The 16,629-nt window shown below is 67.9% G+C and carries 13 protein-coding genes; 6 read left to right on the forward strand and 7 right to left on the reverse strand.

Annotated elements, in window-relative coordinates; all coding sequences use genetic code 11:
• Positions 1–4 precede the first annotated feature (4 nt).
• From ACFXHA_RS07700 to ctaD, 4 genes are all read right to left on the reverse strand, one after another.
• Positions 5–2,866: a hypothetical protein gene (locus ACFXHA_RS07700; protein WP_379354097.1), complete on the reverse strand. Its 2,862-nt coding sequence runs from the start codon at positions 2,864–2,866 to the stop codon at positions 5–7.
• Between the two features lie 69 nt (positions 2,867–2,935).
• On the reverse strand, positions 2,936–4,453 hold the full coding sequence (locus tag ACFXHA_RS07705) for an AMP-binding protein (protein WP_379354099.1): 1,518 nt from the start codon (positions 4,451–4,453) through the stop codon (positions 2,936–2,938).
• A 340-nt stretch (positions 4,454–4,793) separates the two neighbouring features.
• On the reverse strand, positions 4,794–5,699 hold the full coding sequence (locus ACFXHA_RS07710) for a zinc-binding alcohol dehydrogenase family protein (RefSeq protein ID WP_379354101.1): 906 nt from the start codon (positions 5,697–5,699) through the stop codon (positions 4,794–4,796).
• Between the two features lie 123 nt (positions 5,700–5,822).
• Positions 5,823–7,559: a cytochrome c oxidase subunit I gene (gene ctaD / locus ACFXHA_RS07715; RefSeq protein WP_379354103.1), complete on the reverse strand. Its 1,737-nt coding sequence runs from the start codon at positions 7,557–7,559 to the stop codon at positions 5,823–5,825.
• A 292-nt stretch (positions 7,560–7,851) separates the two neighbouring features.
• On the opposite strand from ctaD, the gene ACFXHA_RS07720 reads away from it, so the two are divergent.
• Positions 7,852–8,253 carry a hypothetical protein gene (locus ACFXHA_RS07720; protein ID WP_379354105.1) on the forward strand — a complete coding sequence of 134 codons (402 nt, stop codon included), beginning with the start codon at positions 7,852–7,854 and terminating at the stop codon, positions 8,251–8,253.
• 15 nt (positions 8,254–8,268) lie between these two features.
• Here ACFXHA_RS07720 and ACFXHA_RS07725 read toward each other — a convergent pair whose 3' ends face one another.
• Positions 8,269–9,123 (reverse strand): LLM class flavin-dependent oxidoreductase, encoded by an 855-nt coding sequence (locus ACFXHA_RS07725; protein WP_379354107.1) that lies wholly within the window; start codon positions 9,121–9,123, stop codon positions 8,269–8,271.
• A gap of 194 nt (positions 9,124–9,317) precedes the next feature.
• On the opposite strand from ACFXHA_RS07725, the gene ACFXHA_RS07730 reads away from it, so the two are divergent.
• The 4 genes from ACFXHA_RS07730 to ACFXHA_RS07745 all read left to right on the forward strand — a co-directional run bounded on the left by ACFXHA_RS07730 (position 9,318) and on the right by ACFXHA_RS07745 (position 13,292).
• Positions 9,318–10,028 (forward strand): hypothetical protein, encoded by a 711-nt coding sequence (locus tag ACFXHA_RS07730; RefSeq protein WP_379354109.1) that lies wholly within the window; start codon positions 9,318–9,320, stop codon positions 10,026–10,028.
• A gap of 185 nt (positions 10,029–10,213) precedes the next feature.
• Positions 10,214–11,572, forward strand: a complete 1,359-nt coding sequence (locus ACFXHA_RS07735; protein ID WP_379354111.1) for a wax ester/triacylglycerol synthase family O-acyltransferase — start codon at positions 10,214–10,216, stop codon at positions 11,570–11,572.
• A gap of 20 nt (positions 11,573–11,592) precedes the next feature.
• Positions 11,593–12,378, forward strand: a complete 786-nt coding sequence (locus tag ACFXHA_RS07740; protein WP_379354113.1) for an RluA family pseudouridine synthase — start codon at positions 11,593–11,595, stop codon at positions 12,376–12,378.
• 134 nt (positions 12,379–12,512) lie between these two features.
• Complete coding sequence (locus ACFXHA_RS07745; RefSeq protein WP_379354115.1) at positions 12,513–13,292, forward strand: metallophosphoesterase; 780 nt, start codon at positions 12,513–12,515, stop codon at positions 13,290–13,292.
• Here ACFXHA_RS07745 and ACFXHA_RS07750 read toward each other — a convergent pair.
• Positions 13,273–14,337: an AraC family transcriptional regulator gene (locus tag ACFXHA_RS07750; RefSeq protein WP_379354117.1), complete on the reverse strand. Its 1,065-nt coding sequence runs from the start codon at positions 14,335–14,337 to the stop codon at positions 13,273–13,275. The two genes, ACFXHA_RS07745 and ACFXHA_RS07750, sit on opposite strands and share 20 nt — an antisense overlap.
• 95 nt (positions 14,338–14,432) lie before the next feature.
• On the opposite strand from ACFXHA_RS07750, the gene ACFXHA_RS07755 reads away from it, so the two are divergent.
• Complete coding sequence (locus ACFXHA_RS07755) at positions 14,433–15,899, forward strand: flavin-containing monooxygenase (protein ID WP_379354989.1); 1,467 nt, start codon at positions 14,433–14,435, stop codon at positions 15,897–15,899.
• Positions 15,900–15,924: 25 nt separating this feature from the next.
• On the opposite strand, the gene ACFXHA_RS07760 is transcribed toward ACFXHA_RS07755, so the two are convergent.
• Positions 15,925–16,563: a YitT family protein gene (locus ACFXHA_RS07760; RefSeq protein ID WP_379354119.1), complete on the reverse strand. Its 639-nt coding sequence runs from the start codon at positions 16,561–16,563 to the stop codon at positions 15,925–15,927.
• Positions 16,564–16,629 lie beyond the last annotated feature (66 nt).

Raw genomic sequence — 16,629 nt, forward strand, 5'->3', positions numbered from 1 at the left:
GCCGTTACGGCCGTTCGCCCCTGCTCCAGCCCTCGGCCAGCAGTTGCTCTACACGCGGATACTTATGGGCACGATCGGGTGCCTCCTTGTTGGCCGATATCGCCATGATGCAAACGATGCCGACCACGAGACCGACTCCCGCGGTCGCGAACGCCGACGCCGGGTGGCCTTCGCTGAACAGGCCGCCGAGTAACCCGAAGAACAGGGCCATGGAGGCGATCACGCCGAAGAATCTCGCCAGCGCTGAGATCGCGGCGCCGGGAGCGTGAGCGCTCTTGCACTCCTGGCAGCGCGGCACATCGACGTGCAGCGAGTTCCACCGCCGGACATTGCCCTGGCGAGTCACGTTGTTGTGCAACCCGACCCGATACTGCGCGGCCTCGACCTTGGTCCGCCGCTCACAGAACCAGCAGGTGTCGACGAGTCGCTTCGCCTCGTCCCGCTTGGCCCGGATACCGGCCAGCACCTTGTCCTGGTTGTGCAGGTATTCCAGCGCTTCCGCGCCCACCGCCAGCGGACGGATCCGGTCCAGCTGTTCGGCCGTGGCCGCCAGCTCACTGGTCTCGTTGAAATACCCGACCACGCAGTTGATGGCGGCGGTGGCGATCCGGTCGGAGGCCCGGCCGATGTTCTCCTCGTCGGGCTTGGGTGCGGAACGCATGCGCGCCAGCGGGATCCGGGTGTCCTCGAGCAGTTCCCGCGCCAGCTGCAGACCCTGTTTCGGATCGCCGTCGGTCTTGTCGCGGGCCGCGGCGCACAGTCCGGCGATCTGACTGCCCGCGGTCGCCGCCCACTCCACCGCCAGCCGGTCCCGGATCGACGGGGTGGTGGCGAGCGGCCCGATCCGCTCCAGGATGTTCAGACTCGTTGCCACCGAACGGGTCTCGTTGAACTGGGCGACGTCGCAGGCGATCGCCATGCGGACCAGGTCGTCGTGCGCACCGCTGCCGATCGGGTCGGTGACCGGGCGCAGGCCGTCGATGACCAGCAGCGGGAGCTTGGCGCTGTCGAGCAGGCGCTCGGCGGTCGCGCCCGCGTCCTTGGGCGCGCTCTTGATGGCGCGGGAGGCGTCGTCGGACAGGGTTCGGGTGTGCGCGGCCAGCTTCCGGACCGCGGCATCGCGCACGCTGTCGACGGTCGCCGCGTCGAAACTGCCGGAGCGGCCCTTGATCTGGTCGGCGAAGCGGGTGAGCACGTCGAGGTGGAGTTCGGCGGATTTGCGATCGCCGGTCACGGCCGCGCGGACGATCAGGTTCGCGTGCAGGTGCAGCAGGGCCGCGGGCAGGGCGGCGCGCAGTTCCGCCAATGCGGCGGTGCCGGAACGGTCGTCGCCGATGGCCTCGGTCCGCGCGCGCAGCCACGCCCACGCGTCGGGCGCGCCGAGCACGATGTCCCAGGCGGTCAGTGCGTCGAGCCAGGTCTCGGCGTGTGCGCCGCGCGGCGATTCCAGCGCCTGGATGTGGCGCAGCACAGCGAGATTGTGGGCCGCGGTGGCGTCCGGCAGCCGGGCCAGCCAGGTGCGTTCGAGCGCATCGAGGTCGCCGGAGATCGGCGCGCCGTCGCGCTCGGGCCAGAGCCAGAACAGTTCCTGGACCAGCCGATGGTTGGGCTCGCGCAACTGGTTCAGGGCCGCCTTCACCTCGCCCGGCTCGGGCGGCAACGGCACGGGCAGCAGGGTCGCGGCCGCGACCGGCACGCCGAGCCGTTCGGTCGCGTCGATCTCGGTAACCCGCTTGCGCAGCAGGCGTCCGTTCGCATCGGTGGGCAGGCCGGACAGGCGGAAAGCATTGTGCCGGTACGGCGAATCGTCGATGACGGCGTCGAGTTCCGCGCGGATTCCGGTTGGCGTCTCGGACGCGGTGAGACCGAGGGCGGCCGGGGCCGGCACGATCTCGGGCCGGATGCTAGGCACGACCGGGGTCTGGCCCTCCGGGGGCGCCGGCGCCACCCCGATCTTCACCAGATTGGACTTCGCCATGGCGAAACCGTTGGCGGCCGAGCGCTCGAACCAGGCGGTGGCGGCGGCCGCGTTGCGCCCGGACGAGCGCATCCACAGGTGGTGGCCGAGCCAGTTCATCGCGGAAGCGCTGCCGTTCGCGGCGGCCCGCTCGTACAGCACGAGCGTCATCGGATCGTTGTCCTTCTCGGCCAATTCGGCCAAGGCGTAGAAGGCGCGGGCGTCGCCGTGCGCCGCGGCCTTCTCGTACCACCGCCGGGCGGCGGCCACGTCGCGCGGGGTGATGCGCTTGTCGAGCATGAATCCGACCGCGTAGTCGGCGTTCTCGTAGCCCGCCGCGGACGCCTTCTCGTACCACTGCGTCGCCGCGGGATAGTTCGGCGGATCGTCGGTCTCGTACAGGTAGCCGACATTGAAAGTGGCGCGGGCATCGCCGGTTTCGGCGGCCTTCTCGTACCAGTGCCGCGCACCGACGCGGTCGGGCGGTGTCACCCGCTGCTCGAGAATGTAGGCCAGGCGGTAGTAGGCGTTGGTATGCCCGGCGTTCGCCGCCTGCTCGTACCAGTGCCGGGCGGCCGGGTAGTCCGGCGGCGCGAGCCGGTACTCGCTGAGGATGCCGATGTTGAACATGGCGATCCGGTCGCCGTGCGCGGCGGCCTTCTGATACCAGCCGATCGCGGTCAGCTGATCTTGTTGCGCCACGCTGTCATTGAGCAGATAGCCGAGCCTGAAGTACGCGTCGGTGTACCCGGCGGCAATCGCCAGTTCGTACCATTTGCGCGCCTCGTCGCGTTCGGGTGGCGTCGCCGTCTCGAACAGATAGCCGAGGTCGTGCATCGCCTTGGGATCCCCCGAGGCGGCCGAGAACTCGAGGCGGGCGCGTTTCGACGACTCGTCTGGTGTGCTCACCGAGTACTCCCCCACGTCCCCATGTTATGGCCCGTCCCTGCCGCTTACGCGGCCCTCCGGACCAAAACATTACAACGCGCCCGGCGATCCCGCCCGTGAGAATCGAGGTGCCGCCGGCTGCCCGATCGGCGCCGACCCGAGCCGTCCGTGATGGTCGAGTTCCCCGTCGCCGCGCCAGCAGCCCAACTCGCCGGTGCGGAACATGCGGTCGCCCGGATTGCCGTACGGGTCGGCCAGGAAGCGGGCCCCGGTGAGGCCCGGCCGATGCCGGTAACCGCGCGCCAAACCCGCACCGGCCACATAGATTTCGCCCAGTACGCCCGGGGGTAGCGGGTTCATCTTCTCGTCCAGCACGTAGCAGCGGGTCCCCACCACCGGTCCGCCGATGGAGACGGCCGCGTGCGGGGCGACCGCGTCGAGCGGGCGGCTCATGGTGGCGCACAGGCCCGCCTCCGGCCAGCCGTAACCGCTCACGAAAGAGCGGCCGGACGACCAGATTCCGGTGAGTTTGGCCGGGCAGGCCGCGCCCGTGGTGGCCAGCAGCCGCAGTTGCGGCAGCGGCTCGGCGCTCGGCAGGGTGGCGAGGATATGCGGCGTCAGCACGGCGTGGGTGACGGCGGCGTCGGTCATCAGCTCGTACAGATCCGCGCCCGCATAGGGGCCGGGCGGGGCCACCACCAGCGTCGCCCCGGAGGCCAAGGCCAGCAACAGCTCCCAGACCGCGGTGTCACGGCCGGGGGCGGCGGCGGCCAGCACCCGGGCATCCGGATCGGAGTCGCAGCGCTGCGCCTGGGTCACCACCAGGTTGGCCAGTCCGGCGTGAGTGATGGTCGCGCCCCGCATGATTCCGCTCGACTCGGGCGGATAGACGACGTAGGCGGGATGCTCCAGCCGCAGCGGCCGCACCCGTTCGGCGTCGGTGACCGGGGCCGCCAGCGGCGCCGACCAGACACCGGCCGCGCCGGGCGCGCTCTCGCCGCTGGTCCGGCGCAACGGTGCGGTCGCGCCCTCGGCCACCAGCACACGCGCTCGCGCGTCGAGCAGTTCGGGCTCGTCGGACCGGTCCGGCCGCGTGATGGGATCCATCAGCAGCCAGGCGCCGGAGGCCAAGGCGGGCAGCGGGTCCCGCCGCAGCTCGGTGGTAATCCCGGCGACCGCACCGGAATCGGCCAGGATCGGGGCGATGCGGACGGGTGCCGCGTCCGGGTCGACGGTCAGGAAGGCGGCCCCGGCGTGCGCGACCGCGCAGACCGCCACCACCCACTCCGGCGAGCGGGGCAGGGCGACCGCGACCACGTCCTCGGGGCCGATGCCCGCGCCGATGAGGCTGCGCGCCAGCCGGTTCGCCCGCTCGGCCAGCTCCCGGTAGGTGAGGGCGACGCCACCGCACACCACGGCCGCGGCCTCCGGATCGTAGGAGGCGGCCCGGGTGAGCAGCTGGGGCAGCGTCAGCGCGACGGCCGAGCTGGTGTCGTTCCATTTCCGTAGCTGCCGCTGCCAGTCGGCGGAGTCGCCGACGGCGGACTCGGCGGTGCGGCCAGCGAAGCCCGGTGCGGTATCGCAAACATCCGGAGAATCGGCGAGCATTGTCCCTCCCGAAGTCGAGACCTGCGGATTGCGCCGGAACGCGGCGGTTTCGCGCTCCGAATGCGGACAGTACAGCACCGAGACAGCAAGTCCACTGCTATTCCGAGCGTGCCGCAAATGGACGAATGACCAGGCGTTATGTGGTCAGGTGCTCGAGGCGACCCGATGCGGACAGGAGATCCGCATCGGGCCGATTCCGTTGCCGGGCCGGGCAGTGGCCGGCAAGCCCGGAGAGGGAGTCCGGGCACGGAAGCCGGACGGTGAGACCGGCTTCCGGTATCGAACCGTAGTCGGCGCATCCGCGCGGCGGTATCGGTCATTTGCCCCAACCGCGCGGTAACTATCCGGCCAGACGGACCGCGACCCGACCCAGATTGCGGCGGGTGGCGACGAGATCGATCGCGGCCGCCATCTCCGCCGGCGGAAAGACGGTGTGGCGCGGTCGAATCCGGCCCGCCGCCAGCAGCTCCCACAGCTCGGCGCGCCAGGCGTCGAGCAGGTCGGTACGGGTGCGACTGAGCAGGCCTATCGAGAAGCCGGTGACCGTCTTGAGTTCGCCGAGCAGGGTATTGGCGTCCACGCTGCCGCCGTACGCGCTGAATGCGATCAGACGGCCATGCGGGGCAAGGGTTTCCACACCGCGCTGCACCATGTCCGCGCCGACGCCGTCGAGCACGATATCCACCTTCTCGGTCCAGGTCTCGTCGTAGGTGACGACCCCGTCCGCGCCGCACTCGCGGAGGAAATCGGCCTTGTCGCCGGTGCTGACGGCCGCGATCACGCGGGACGCGCCCAGGGTCGCTGCCAGCTGCACGGCAAGATGGCCGACTCCACTGGCCGCACCGGTCACCAGGACCGATTCACCGGCGGTAAAGCACGCGGTCCGCAGTAGACCGAGCGCGATGACACCACCGCGCACCAGGGTCAGCGCATCGGCGGCAGACACACCGGCCGGGATCTCGGACACCAATTGCGGCATGGCGAGGGCGTATTCGCCATACGCACCCTCGAAGACCACACCCCCGACCCGCTTCCCGACCCAGTCGGGCAGGTCCGGTCCGGCCGCCACCACGCTGCCGACGATCTCGCCGCCATCGGGCCCGCCGTCACCGCGCTGCAGCATGCGCAGCAGGCCGACGTGCACCCCCACCAGCTCGGTGCGCACCAGCAGTTGCCCCGGGCCGGGGATCGGCTCGGCCACCTCGGCGATGACGGGGCGGCTACCGGAGAACTGAATCTTGTGCACTGCTACGACCTTTCGACTCAACTTGTTACGGTCCTAAAATTAGCTCCGTTCCATTAATTGTGTCAAGCCCAAAAAGAAGCGGCGGCCGTCCGAAGACGACCGCCGCGCGGAGTGCGGGATGAACTAGGTGCTGGCCTTCTCGTGCTCCACCACCGCGTGATGCTTCGAGCCCCAGCCCACATGCGCCTCGGCGCGCATGCGATCCACCATGTGCGGGTAGTGCAGCTCGAAAGCCGGACGCTCCGAACGGATCCGGGGCAGCTCGTAGAAGTTGTGCCGCGGCGGCGGGCAGGACGTCGCCCACTCCAGCGAGTTGCCATAACCCCACGGGTCGTCCACGGTCACGACCTCGCCGTAGCGGTAGGACTTGAAGACGTTCCACACGAACGGCAGCATCGACGCACCCAGAATGAACGAACCGATCGTGGAAACGGTGTTCAGCGTGGTGAATCCGTCCTCCGGCAGGTAATCGGCGTACCGACGCGGCATGCCCTTGTTGCCCAGCCAGTGCTGCACCAGGAACGTGGTGTGGAAGCCGATGAACGTGGTCCAGAAGTGCCACTTGCCCAGGCGCTCGTCGAGCATGCGACCGGTCATCTTCGGGAACCAGAAGTAGATGCCCGAGAAGGTCGCGAAGGCGATGGTGCCGAACAGCACGTAATGGAAGTGCGCGACAACGAAATACGAGTCGGAGACGTGGAAGTCGATCGGCGGGGAGGCCAGGATGACACCCGACAGACCACCGAAGAGGAACGTCACGATGAAGCCGACCGCGAACAGCATCGGCGTCTCGAAGGTCAATTGCCCCCGCCACATGGTGCCGATCCAGTTGAAGAACTTCACACCGGTCGGAACCGCAATGAGGAAGGTCATGAACGAGAAGTACGGCAGCAGAACGGCTCCCGTGGCATACATATGGTGCGCCCACACCGCGATGGACAGCGCCGCGATGGCGAAGGTCGCGTACACCAGCGTGGTGTAACCGAAGATCGGCTTGCGGCTGAAGACCGGGAACACCTCCGAGACGATGCCGAAGAACGGCAACGCGATGATGTACACCTCGGGATGCCCGAAATACCAGAACAAATGCTGGTAGAGGATGCTGCCGCCATTGGCGGGGTCGTAGATGTGCCCGCCCAGGTGCCGGTCGTAGGCCAGCGCGAACAGCGCGGCGGTCAGGATCGGGAAGGCCACCAGGATGAGGAAACTCGTCACCAGGATGGTCCAGGTGAACACCGGCATGCGGAACAGCGTCATGCCCGGGCAGCGCAGGCAGACCACGGTGGTGATCATGTTGACGCCACCGAGAATGGTGCCCAGACCGGAGACCGCCAGGCCCAGGATCCACAGGTCACCGCCGACGCCCGGCGAGTGCACGATGTCCGACAGCGGCGTGTAGGCGGTCCAGCCGAAGTCGGCCGCGCCGCCCGGGGTGAGGAAGCCGCCGGTGGCCATGCTCGCGCCGAACAGGTACAGCCAGTAGCTCAGGGCGTTCAAGCGCGGGAAGGCGACATCGGGGGCGCCGATCTGCAACGGCAGCACCACATTCGCGAAACCGAACACGATCGCCGTGGCATAGAACAGCAGCATGATCGTGCCGTGCATGGTGAAGAGCTGGTTGAACTGCTCGGTGGAGAGGAACTGCATGCCCGGCCGGGCCAGCTCGGCGCGCATCAGCAGCGCCATGATGCCACCGATCAGGAAGAAGGTGATGGCCGTGGTCAGGTACATCATCCCGAGCATCTTGGGGTCGGTCGTGGTGATCGCCTTGTAGATGAACGAGCCCTTGGGGCCACTTCGCGCCGGGAACGGCCGGGCCCACTCGAGATCGCGTTCGGGCTTTGGAGCAACTGCTGTCACCACATCCTCCTCGGGAGGGGTTCCGTCCAGCTCTACCAATCGGGGCACATAGAACGGCGCACAGCGTACCTACAGCAAATCGATCTTCGCGGAAAACACTCCGCATCACCAGTAGCGGGATCGAAATGGAAGATTGCATGCGGTGGCGGATCCGCTAGGGTTTTCGACCGTGGGGGATCGCTCGACGTCCGGTGAAACAGACCGGCCGCAAACAATTTTGACGCGTTATTCAACTTCAGTTCATCCGACGACGTCACGAAAACCTCATAAGTCGCGATTCACTATCAGAACCATGTCTCGATCACTGCGCACCAGGATTGCCACCGTCGCCGTGGTCGGCGCGTTCGGCACCCTGCTCGCCGCAGGCGCCGCCACCGCCACCGACGAACCCAAGGCCGTGATTCACGGCCGCTCCGAGATCAGCGCTCGGGTCTCCGGGGAGAAACCGGACAACAAATGTCAGATCGCGGCCGCCGACCTGAGCGGTCCGTGGGGCACCGTGGGCTCCGACGGGTCGGTCACGCTGACCCTGGGCAGCGGGCACGGGAGCACCAAGAAACTGCGGGTGATCTGCGAGGATCCCAAGCGCGGGGACATCAGCATGCATACCGTGCGCGCGGACCGGGTCAGCTTCGACGGCATCCTCTCACCGCTGCGCCAGATCATGCACAACCGCTTCTTCGGGGCTCGATAACTCTCAGGGGCAGCGTCAGTGCCCGGCGCGAGCAGCCGCCACCGCAGACCGGACCGCTGGAACGGTCTCCGAGACGAAGTGATGAACCGGCCCCTCACCGTCCGGGTCGACGGGTAGCAGGAATTCGCTGATGCCCTGGGACAGGGCCAGATCCGTGAGCTGGGGTGGGGTCATGGTCGGGTCGATGACGTAGGCGCGGCGGATCAGGGCGGGGATGCGGCCGGATTCGCGGGCGCCGGCATCGATGGCCGACATCAGGGCGGACAGGTTCTCCGGTGGGGCGTAGCTGACGCTGCCGAGCCAGCCGTCGGCGAGTTCGCCGGTCATGCGCAGGGCGCGGGGGCCGTAGACGCCCAGCCAGATCGGAATCGGATGTGCCGGGGGCGGACCGGGTTTCGCACCGCGCAGGGGGTAGAAGTCGCCGGGCAGATGGGTGCGTTCACCCTCGCCCCAGAGGGCGCGCAGCACGCCGACGGCCTCGCGCAGTGCGGTGAGCGCCTGGCCGGGTGTGCGGCGGGTGCCGCCCATGGCCTCGATGGCGTCCCAGAACGCGCCCGCACCCAGGCCGAGTTCGACCCGGCCGCCGCTGAGCAGGTCGAGGCTGGCGGCACTGCGGGCCAGCACGGCGGGCGGGCGCAGCGGCAGGTTCGCCACCGCGGGCATGAGGGTCAGATTGCGGGTGACACCGGCCAGAAAGGACAGCAGGGTCCAGGTGTCCAGGAAGGCGGGCTGATACGGATGGTCCTGCACCGCCAGCACTTCCAGCCCGGATTCATCGGCCTGGCGCACCAGGCGCAGCAGCGAACGCCCGCGCGCCGCCTCGGGCGGAACGAAGATCCCGAACCTCAGCTCATGCCCGTAATCCGCCATAGCGAATATCAAGTTACCGCGTGGCCCGGTCCGGTAGGGCAATTACGCGTCGATTCGGCGATTCCGTGCGGCCGCCCACGTTTCAGATCGTGATCAACCGGCAATCCGATTCCATAGTCGTTGCCGGGCAACGAATTACAATCAGAGGCGGGCCCTCCCGGGTGGGGGGCGGTCTTTTCGAAGGGACGTGCGCGGTGCAGGTTCACAGCACGATCGAGTCGGCCCACAAACATCTGCGCGCGGTGGAGCCCTCCGCCCTGGCGCACGCACGGAACCGGTTGGCGGAGACCGGAATAGCACGACTGAGCTTCCTGCTGCCGCATCGCGTCAAACGGGTGCTGGCCGCCGAGGCGCTGGGCCTGCTCGACCACCATCGGCAGTGGGGTGAACTGCTCCCGGAGGGCGAGGGCGCGGCACGGCAGCAGGTGGAGCTGGCCGAGCCGGAGGTCGCCGCGCACGCCGCCTGCATCCCGGCGCTCTACGACTGTGAACCCTTGCGGCACAACCTCTCCCTGATCGCCGCCGAGCCCGTGCTGGCCCGCACCGACGACCGCCGCTACCGGGTCAGCCGCCTGCATCACGACGATGTCGCCGGCCAATGGCACTGGGACGACTACGCTTTCGCCCTCGTCCTGGTGGTGGAGTGCCCGCCGCTGGCCGACGGGGGCTTCGTGCAGACGGTCGCCCACACCCACCGCGACTGGGACCACGACGACGTGTACCGGACGTTGACCCGCAACCCGATTCACTCCTGGGAGCTGCATCCGGGCGACCTGTACCTGATGCGCGCCGACACCACGCTGCACCGGGTGCATCCCTTCGTGAACGGCCGCCGCACCACCGTCGCCATGAGCTTCGCCTCGCGCACCGGGGCCGAGCGGGAACAGGCCCGCCGGGCCTCCTAGTCGGCAGCCGGACAGCAAGCCTGCTGGGGGTTTGCTCTCGCTCATTCGCTGCGGGCGAATCGCATAGAGTGATAACTTGATTCACGTTCACGCAGCGGGGGGCAGTGTCGCCGCACCCGTCATCAACTTCGGGCAGATCTCTTGCCGTCCGGTTCAACCCTGCCCACCCGGTTTAGGCGACTCCCATGGATCTTCTCAATCCGCTCGACGCCATCTTCCTGGCCATCGAATCCCGCGAACACCCCATGCACGTGGGCGGCCTGCAGCTGTTCGAGCCGCCCGCCGACGCGGGCCCCGACTACACCCATGAACTCTTCGCGGCCATGTCCGCGAAGACCGAGGTGCGCACTCGTTTCCGGCGGCGGCCCAGCCGATTGCTGGGCGGTTTCTCCAGCCTGGCCTGGTCGCATGCGGAGACCGTGGATCTGGGCTACCACCTGCGCCGCTCCGCCCTGCCCGCGCCCGGCGGGATGGACGATCTGCTGGATCTCACCGAGCGCCTGCACGGCATCCTGCTGGATCGGCACCGGCCGCTGTGGGAGGGCCGGCTCATCGAGGGCCTGTCCGACGGCCGCTTCGCCATCTACATGAAGATGCATCACGCCCTCATCGACGGCGTCTCCGCGATGCGGCTGCTGCAGCGCACCCTCACCGACGATCCGCTCGACACCAACCTGTCGGTGCCGTGGGGCACCCCGCCGGTGCCGCGCGACGACAGCGTCGAACCCGAGAGCCCGTGGGCGCAGGTACGCAAGTCGGTACCGCGGATCCTGCGTGCCACCGGATCGATCGCCGCGCCGCTGCGGGGTGCGATCGAAGGCCGGCTGACCATGCCGATGACCGCGCCGCGCACCATCTTCAACACCTCCATCGGCGGCGCCCGGCGCATCGCGGTGCGGTCGTGGCCGCTGGAGCGGATCAATACCGTGCGGACCGCCACCGGGGCCACGGTCAACGATGTGGTGCTGGCCATGAGCTCGGCGGCGCTGCGCAGCTACCTGCTCGAGCGCGACGCGCTGCCCGACGAACCGCTGATCGCCATGGTGCCGGTCAACATTCGCAGCAATGCCGAAGCCGACACCTCCGAAGGCAATATGGTCGCGGCCTGCCTGGCCAACCTCGGCACCCACCTCGCCGATCCGGTGGAGCGGCTCAACGCCATCAGCACCTCCATGCGCGACGCCAAGCAGGTGTTCACGCAGCTGCCGAAACTCGAGGCCATGCTGCTGTCGGCCGCCCTGATGACGCCGCTCGGGGTGTCACTACTACCGGGCTTCGAAGCACTGCCGCGCATGCCTTTCAACCTGGTGATCTCGAATGTGCCGGGACCCCGGAAACCGGTCTACATGCAGGGCGCGCGGCTGGACGCCAACTATCCGCTCTCGATTCCCTTCGAATCGCAGGCCATGAACATCACGCTGACCACCAATGGCGACAACCTCGATTTCGGCTTGGTGGGCTGCCGTCGCACCGTGCCGGATCTGGATCGCATGATCGACTACCTGGAAGCGGGTCTGGCCGAGCTGGAGCAGGCGACCGCCTGACCCCTCACTAGGCTGGGCCCGTGATCCAGTGGCCCGAACTGCGCGAACAGTGCCTGATCCTCGAGGACGAGGCGGTGCTGGCCCTGAACAAGCCCGCCGGCATCTCGGTGACCGGGGAACGCCACGACACCGACATCGTGGAAATGGCGGCGGCACAGGGCGAGACGCTGTACCCGGTGCACCGCATCGACAAGGTGACCTCGGGGCTGGTGCTGTTGGCCCGGGAGCTGTCCGCGCACGGGCCGCTCACCCGGCAGTTCAACAAGCGCACGGTGCGCAAGGCGTACCTGGCGGTCGTTTCGGGCGTCGACCTGCCCGACAGTGGTGTCATCGACCTGCCGTTGAGTGTCGGTCGCAAGAACCGGGTGCGGATCGCCGCGCCCCGGGAGACGATTCAGCGCGCCGGTGACACCTGGCTGGTCGATGCCTCGGATGTGCTCGCGGGCAAGAACTATCCGTCGGTCACCGAATTCGTCACCGTCGCCCGTACCGGGTCGCACACCGTGCTGGCGCTGCGCCCGATCACCGGGCGGCGGCATCAGATTCGCGTGCACCTGGCCTGGATCGGCTACCCCATCGTCGGCGATCCGCTCTTCGATCGCTCCGGCGAATTTCCGCGCACCCATCTGCATTCGTGGCGTTTGACCCTCGACGCACCCTGGCGTCCGAATGGTGTACTGGAGCTCGAGGCGGAACCCGGAGCGGACTTCTGGCAACCGGGTGCGGTGACACTCACCGACAAGCCGCAGCAACTATTGAGCAGCGCAAGCGAACTCATGGACCGGTCATTGCCGGCCACACATTGATGCCCGTTCGCTATATTGCGTGGCGGGTCTCACCGATCCACATCGGGGCAGGTCATTTAGCCTCAATGAGGTGACCGCGGTGCGGCGGCACAGCCGGGCGCAACGTTGCGGCCCTTCACAGAAAGCGAACGCCGATGGTTCTGCTGGCTCAGCTCAGTGACACCCATTTCAATATGGGCGCCCGCAATGTCGAACGCGCCGAACGGGTGATGGGATTTCTCGCCGAGCTGCCGCAGCGACCGGATTTCATCCTGGTCACCGGCGATATCACCGACGAGGGTGAACTCGACGAATACCGGCAGGCCCGCCTCGCTTTCACCTCCGAGATTCCGGTACTCGTACTGCCCGGCAATCACGACGACCGCGGCAATATGCGGCAGATCCTTTTCGACCAGGACCCAGGCTACGCGCCCATCAACACTGTGCACCGCGGCGACGGCGTGACCGTCGTGCTGCTGGATTCCAGCATTCCCGGCAAGCCCGAGGGCCGCCTCGACGACGAGACCTACGCCTTTCTCGAGGACGCGCTCGCGCAGACCGCCGCCGACGACACCGTCCTGATCGCCATGCACCACCCGCCGGTGCCGGTGCAGTCCACCGTCGTGGACCCGATCCGGCTGACCAATCCGGAACGCCTGGCCGAGATCGTGGCCGGCGATGCGCGCATCGCGGCCGTGCTCACCGGCCATGTGCACGCCGGGTTGATGACGCTGTTCGCGGGCAAACCGCTGATCGTCGCGCCCAGCGTCTCCTCCACCATCGGCTGCGAATGGGAAACGCGCGCACCGGGACACGTGCCGATCGACTTCGCGCCGGACCCGTCGCTGGTGTTCCACTCGATCACCGACACCGGGCTGCTGTCGATGTTCCGCCCGATCGCCATGGGCGGCAAACTCAGCGAACCGGCGGAGTGAGCGCGGCACCGCGCCGGTACACCGATGGCGTGGTGCCGGTCCATCGCTTGAAGGCGTGAATGAAGGTGGACGCTTCCGCGTAGCCCAACCGGATCGCCACATCACTGACCGATAGCGGTGTGGCCGTGAGCATTTCCTCCGCGAGTGCGCGGCGCACCTCGTCCAGCAACTGCCGGTAGCTGGTGCCCGCCGCGTCCAGGTGCCGGCGCAGGGTACGGGTGCTCATATTGAGATCCCTTGCCACCGTGTCGATTCCGGGCGGCACCGCGAACCCGTCCACGCCCCCGCGCGGGACCAGCCGCCCGCGCACCTCCGCCGCGATCCCGGTGCGGGCGCGGCGGCGGGAGACCAGATCCCGGCACTGGGCCAGGCACATGGCCCAGGTGTGGTCGTTGGCCTGCGGCAGCGGCTGCTCCAGCAGCGCCGGATCGAAGGTGAACATGGTGTGCGGCTGCTCGAAATGTGGCGGCAGGCCGTAGATTTCGGTGTAGAGATCCAGGTTCGCCGGGGCGGGGAAGTCGAAGTCGGCGCGGAGCAGTTCGACCCGGCGGCCGAGCAGATCCGACAGCACCTGATGCATGGCCGTCACATCCCGCTCCACCAGGAAGCGCCGCACATCCGCGGGCACCCGCTCGTCGTGGACCACGAATTCGCCGGGCTGCCAGCGGGCCGCCGGAATACAGAAGGTGAAACTCAGCTCCAGGAAGCGCAGCGCGAAGGCGATGGCCTCGCCGAGGGTGGGGCTGCTGACACAGGCGAATCCGAAGATGCCGAAGGTGGAGATGCGATACCGCCGCCCCACCTCGAGCCCCAGGTTCGGCCGCACCCCCAGCTCCCGCACCAGATTCCGGATGATGGCCAGCTCGGTGTGCGCGTCGATCTGCGCGTCCGGATCCGCGAGCTGCTTGTCGGTGAGGCCGCTGCCGTGCAGCATGCGCGCGGTCTGCACGCCGTGCTCACGGGCGAAGCCCACCATGAGCGCGGCGCTCGCCACGCCACGGGGGAAATCCCAATCCCGGATGCTCGCCTCCTGCACGGTGCCCATCCCCCGATTATGGCCGAAATTCTCGATCAGGTCGCCCACCAAATCCGGGCCTCGCTCCTACAGTGAGAGGAGTCTGCTATGTGAGGAGCACCACAATGCCGTCGGTCATCATCATAGGCGCCGGATTCGGCGGGCTCGGCATGGCGATCGAACTGCAGCGCAACGGTTTCCGGGAGTTCACCATCCTGGAGAAGGCGGCCGACCTGGGTGGGGTGTGGCGGGAGAACAGCTATCCCGGGGCAGCCTGCGATGTGCCGTCACCGCTGTACTCGTTCGCCCACGAACCCAAACCCCGGTGGCGGCAGAGATATTCGACCCGCGAGGACATCTGGGACTACATGCGCGCGGTGGCGGCCCGGCACGAGCTGTCCGAGTCCATCGTGTTCGGGGCCGAGGTGACCGACGCCGACTACGACGAGACCACTCGACAGTGGACCGTCCGCACCGCCGACGGCGTGGAACGCACCGCCGATGTGCTGATATCGGCGGTCGGGCAGCTGTCACGACCGGCCATGCCACCGATTCCCGGCATCGAACGCTTCGCCGGGGAGTCCTTCCACTCCGCGCGCTGGGATCACGAGGTGAAACTCGACGGCCGGCGGGTGGCCTGCATCGGCACCGGGGCCAGCGCCATCCAGTACATTCCCGAAATCCAGCCGCGGGCCGCGGAACTGACGGTTTTCCAGCGCACCGCCGCCTGGGTGCTGCCCAAATTCGACACCGACTACAAGCCGGTGCACCAGCGCGTCCTGGTCGCGATTCCGGGAATGCCGGTGGCCGAACGCTTCTCGTGGTGGGCCATCGCCGAATTCGTGGCGCTCGGACTGGTCGAGTTCCCCGGCATCGTGCGCGCGGTCGCGCGCATCGCCGAAAACCATCTCGAGGAGCAGGTCACCGATCCGGTGCTGCGCGCCAAACTCACCCCCGACTATCCGATCGGCTGCAAACGCGGACTGTTCTCCAACGACTACTACCCCGCGCTGTGCGAACCGAATGTGACGGTCGAGACCACGTCGATCAGCGAGATCGTCCCTGAGGGCGTCCGCACCGCCGACGGCGTCCTGCACGAGGCCGACGTCATCATCTACGGCACCGGCTTCAAGGGCACGGAATTCCTGTGGCCCATGCAGATCCGTGGCCGCGGCGGCCGTGCGCTCGGCGCGGTGTGGGACGGCGGCGCGCACGCCTACCTGGGCCTGACCGTCCCCGAATTCCCCAATATGTTCATGGTCTACGGCCCCAACACCAACCTCGGCGTCGGCTCCATCATCTACATGATCGAATCCCAGGCCCGCTACATCCGCCACGCCGTCCAACTCCTCGCCGAACGCCCCGGCAGCGCCCTCGAGGTCCGCCCCGAAACCGAACAAGCCTTCAACGAGGCCCTCCAGCAACGCCTTTCCCGCACCCCCTGGAACTTCTGCACCAGCTGGTACCGCACCCCGTCCGGCCGCATCACCAACAACTGGCCCGGCACCACCCGCAGCTACCGCCGCCGCACCCGCAAACTCCACCTCCCGGACTACACCTTCACCGAGCCGAGCCCAGGAACTCGCCAATAGCGGCAGCCCGTCGATCTCGAACTCTTCAGGCTGCCATCGACTCGGAAGCAGGCTGGGATTCGTCCGCCTTCTCCTCGTGGAATCCCGGCAGATACCGGTCGACGAACGGGATCATGAGCTGGATCAGTGGCCCGATCCCGAACGCGTACACCAGCGTGCCCACGCCTACGCTGCCGCCGAGAATCCAGCCGACGGAAAGCACCGTTGCCTCGAGTCCGGTGCGAATGAGCCAGACCGGTTTGCCGGTGCGCCGAACCAGGCCAGTCATCAAGCCATCTCGCGGTCCCGGTCCCATGCCCGCGCCGATGTAGAGCACCGTCGCGATCGCGTTGAGGATCACGGCGGCGCCCATGGCTCCGATCCGCAACGGCAGGCCCTGCAACTCCGGCAGCAGCCACAGGCCGGCGTCCACCGAGACGCCGATGACCACGACATTGCTGACCGTGCCCAGACCGGGCCACTGCCGCAAGGGAATCCAGGCCAGCAGCACTACCGCGCCGGTGATGGCCACGATCGTGCCGAAGCTCAACGGCACTTGCCCGGCCACGCCCTGGTGAAAAACGTCCCACGGATCCAAGCCGAGCGCGGCGCGAATCATGACGGCCATGGAGAACCCGTACAGCCAGAGTCCGACGTAGAGGGCGACAAGGCGGCGCAGCAGCATGCACCGAGCATGCGGGCAACTGGTATGCAATCGGTAGAGCCAGTTGTAAAACTCTGGACCTGTAGC

It is taken from the genome of Nocardia sp. NPDC059240 (assembly GCF_042753865.1).
Lineage (GTDB): Bacteria > Actinomycetota > Actinomycetes > Mycobacteriales > Mycobacteriaceae > Nocardia.

Excerpts from the sequence above, each read along its gene's own strand:
- ACFXHA_RS07705 (WP_379354099.1), bottom strand. The coding sequence starts at position 4,453 with ATGCTCGCCGATTCTCCGGATGTTTGCGATACCGCACCGGGCTTCGCT.
- ACFXHA_RS07720 (WP_379354105.1), top strand. The coding sequence starts at position 7,852 with ATGTCTCGATCACTGCGCACCAGGATTGCCACCGTCGCCGTGGTCGGC.
- ACFXHA_RS07725 (WP_379354107.1), bottom strand. The coding sequence starts at position 9,123 with ATGGCGGATTACGGGCATGAGCTGAGGTTCGGGATCTTCGTTCCGCCC.
- ACFXHA_RS07735 (WP_379354111.1), top strand. The coding sequence starts at position 10,214 with ATGGATCTTCTCAATCCGCTCGACGCCATCTTCCTGGCCATCGAATCC.
- ACFXHA_RS07745 (WP_379354115.1), top strand. The coding sequence starts at position 12,513 with ATGGTTCTGCTGGCTCAGCTCAGTGACACCCATTTCAATATGGGCGCC.
- ACFXHA_RS07750 (WP_379354117.1), bottom strand. The coding sequence starts at position 14,337 with ATGGGCACCGTGCAGGAGGCGAGCATCCGGGATTGGGATTTCCCCCGT.
- ACFXHA_RS07755 (WP_379354989.1), top strand. The coding sequence starts at position 14,433 with ATGCCGTCGGTCATCATCATAGGCGCCGGATTCGGCGGGCTCGGCATG.
- ACFXHA_RS07760 (WP_379354119.1), bottom strand. The coding sequence starts at position 16,563 with ATGCTGCTGCGCCGCCTTGTCGCCCTCTACGTCGGACTCTGGCTGTAC.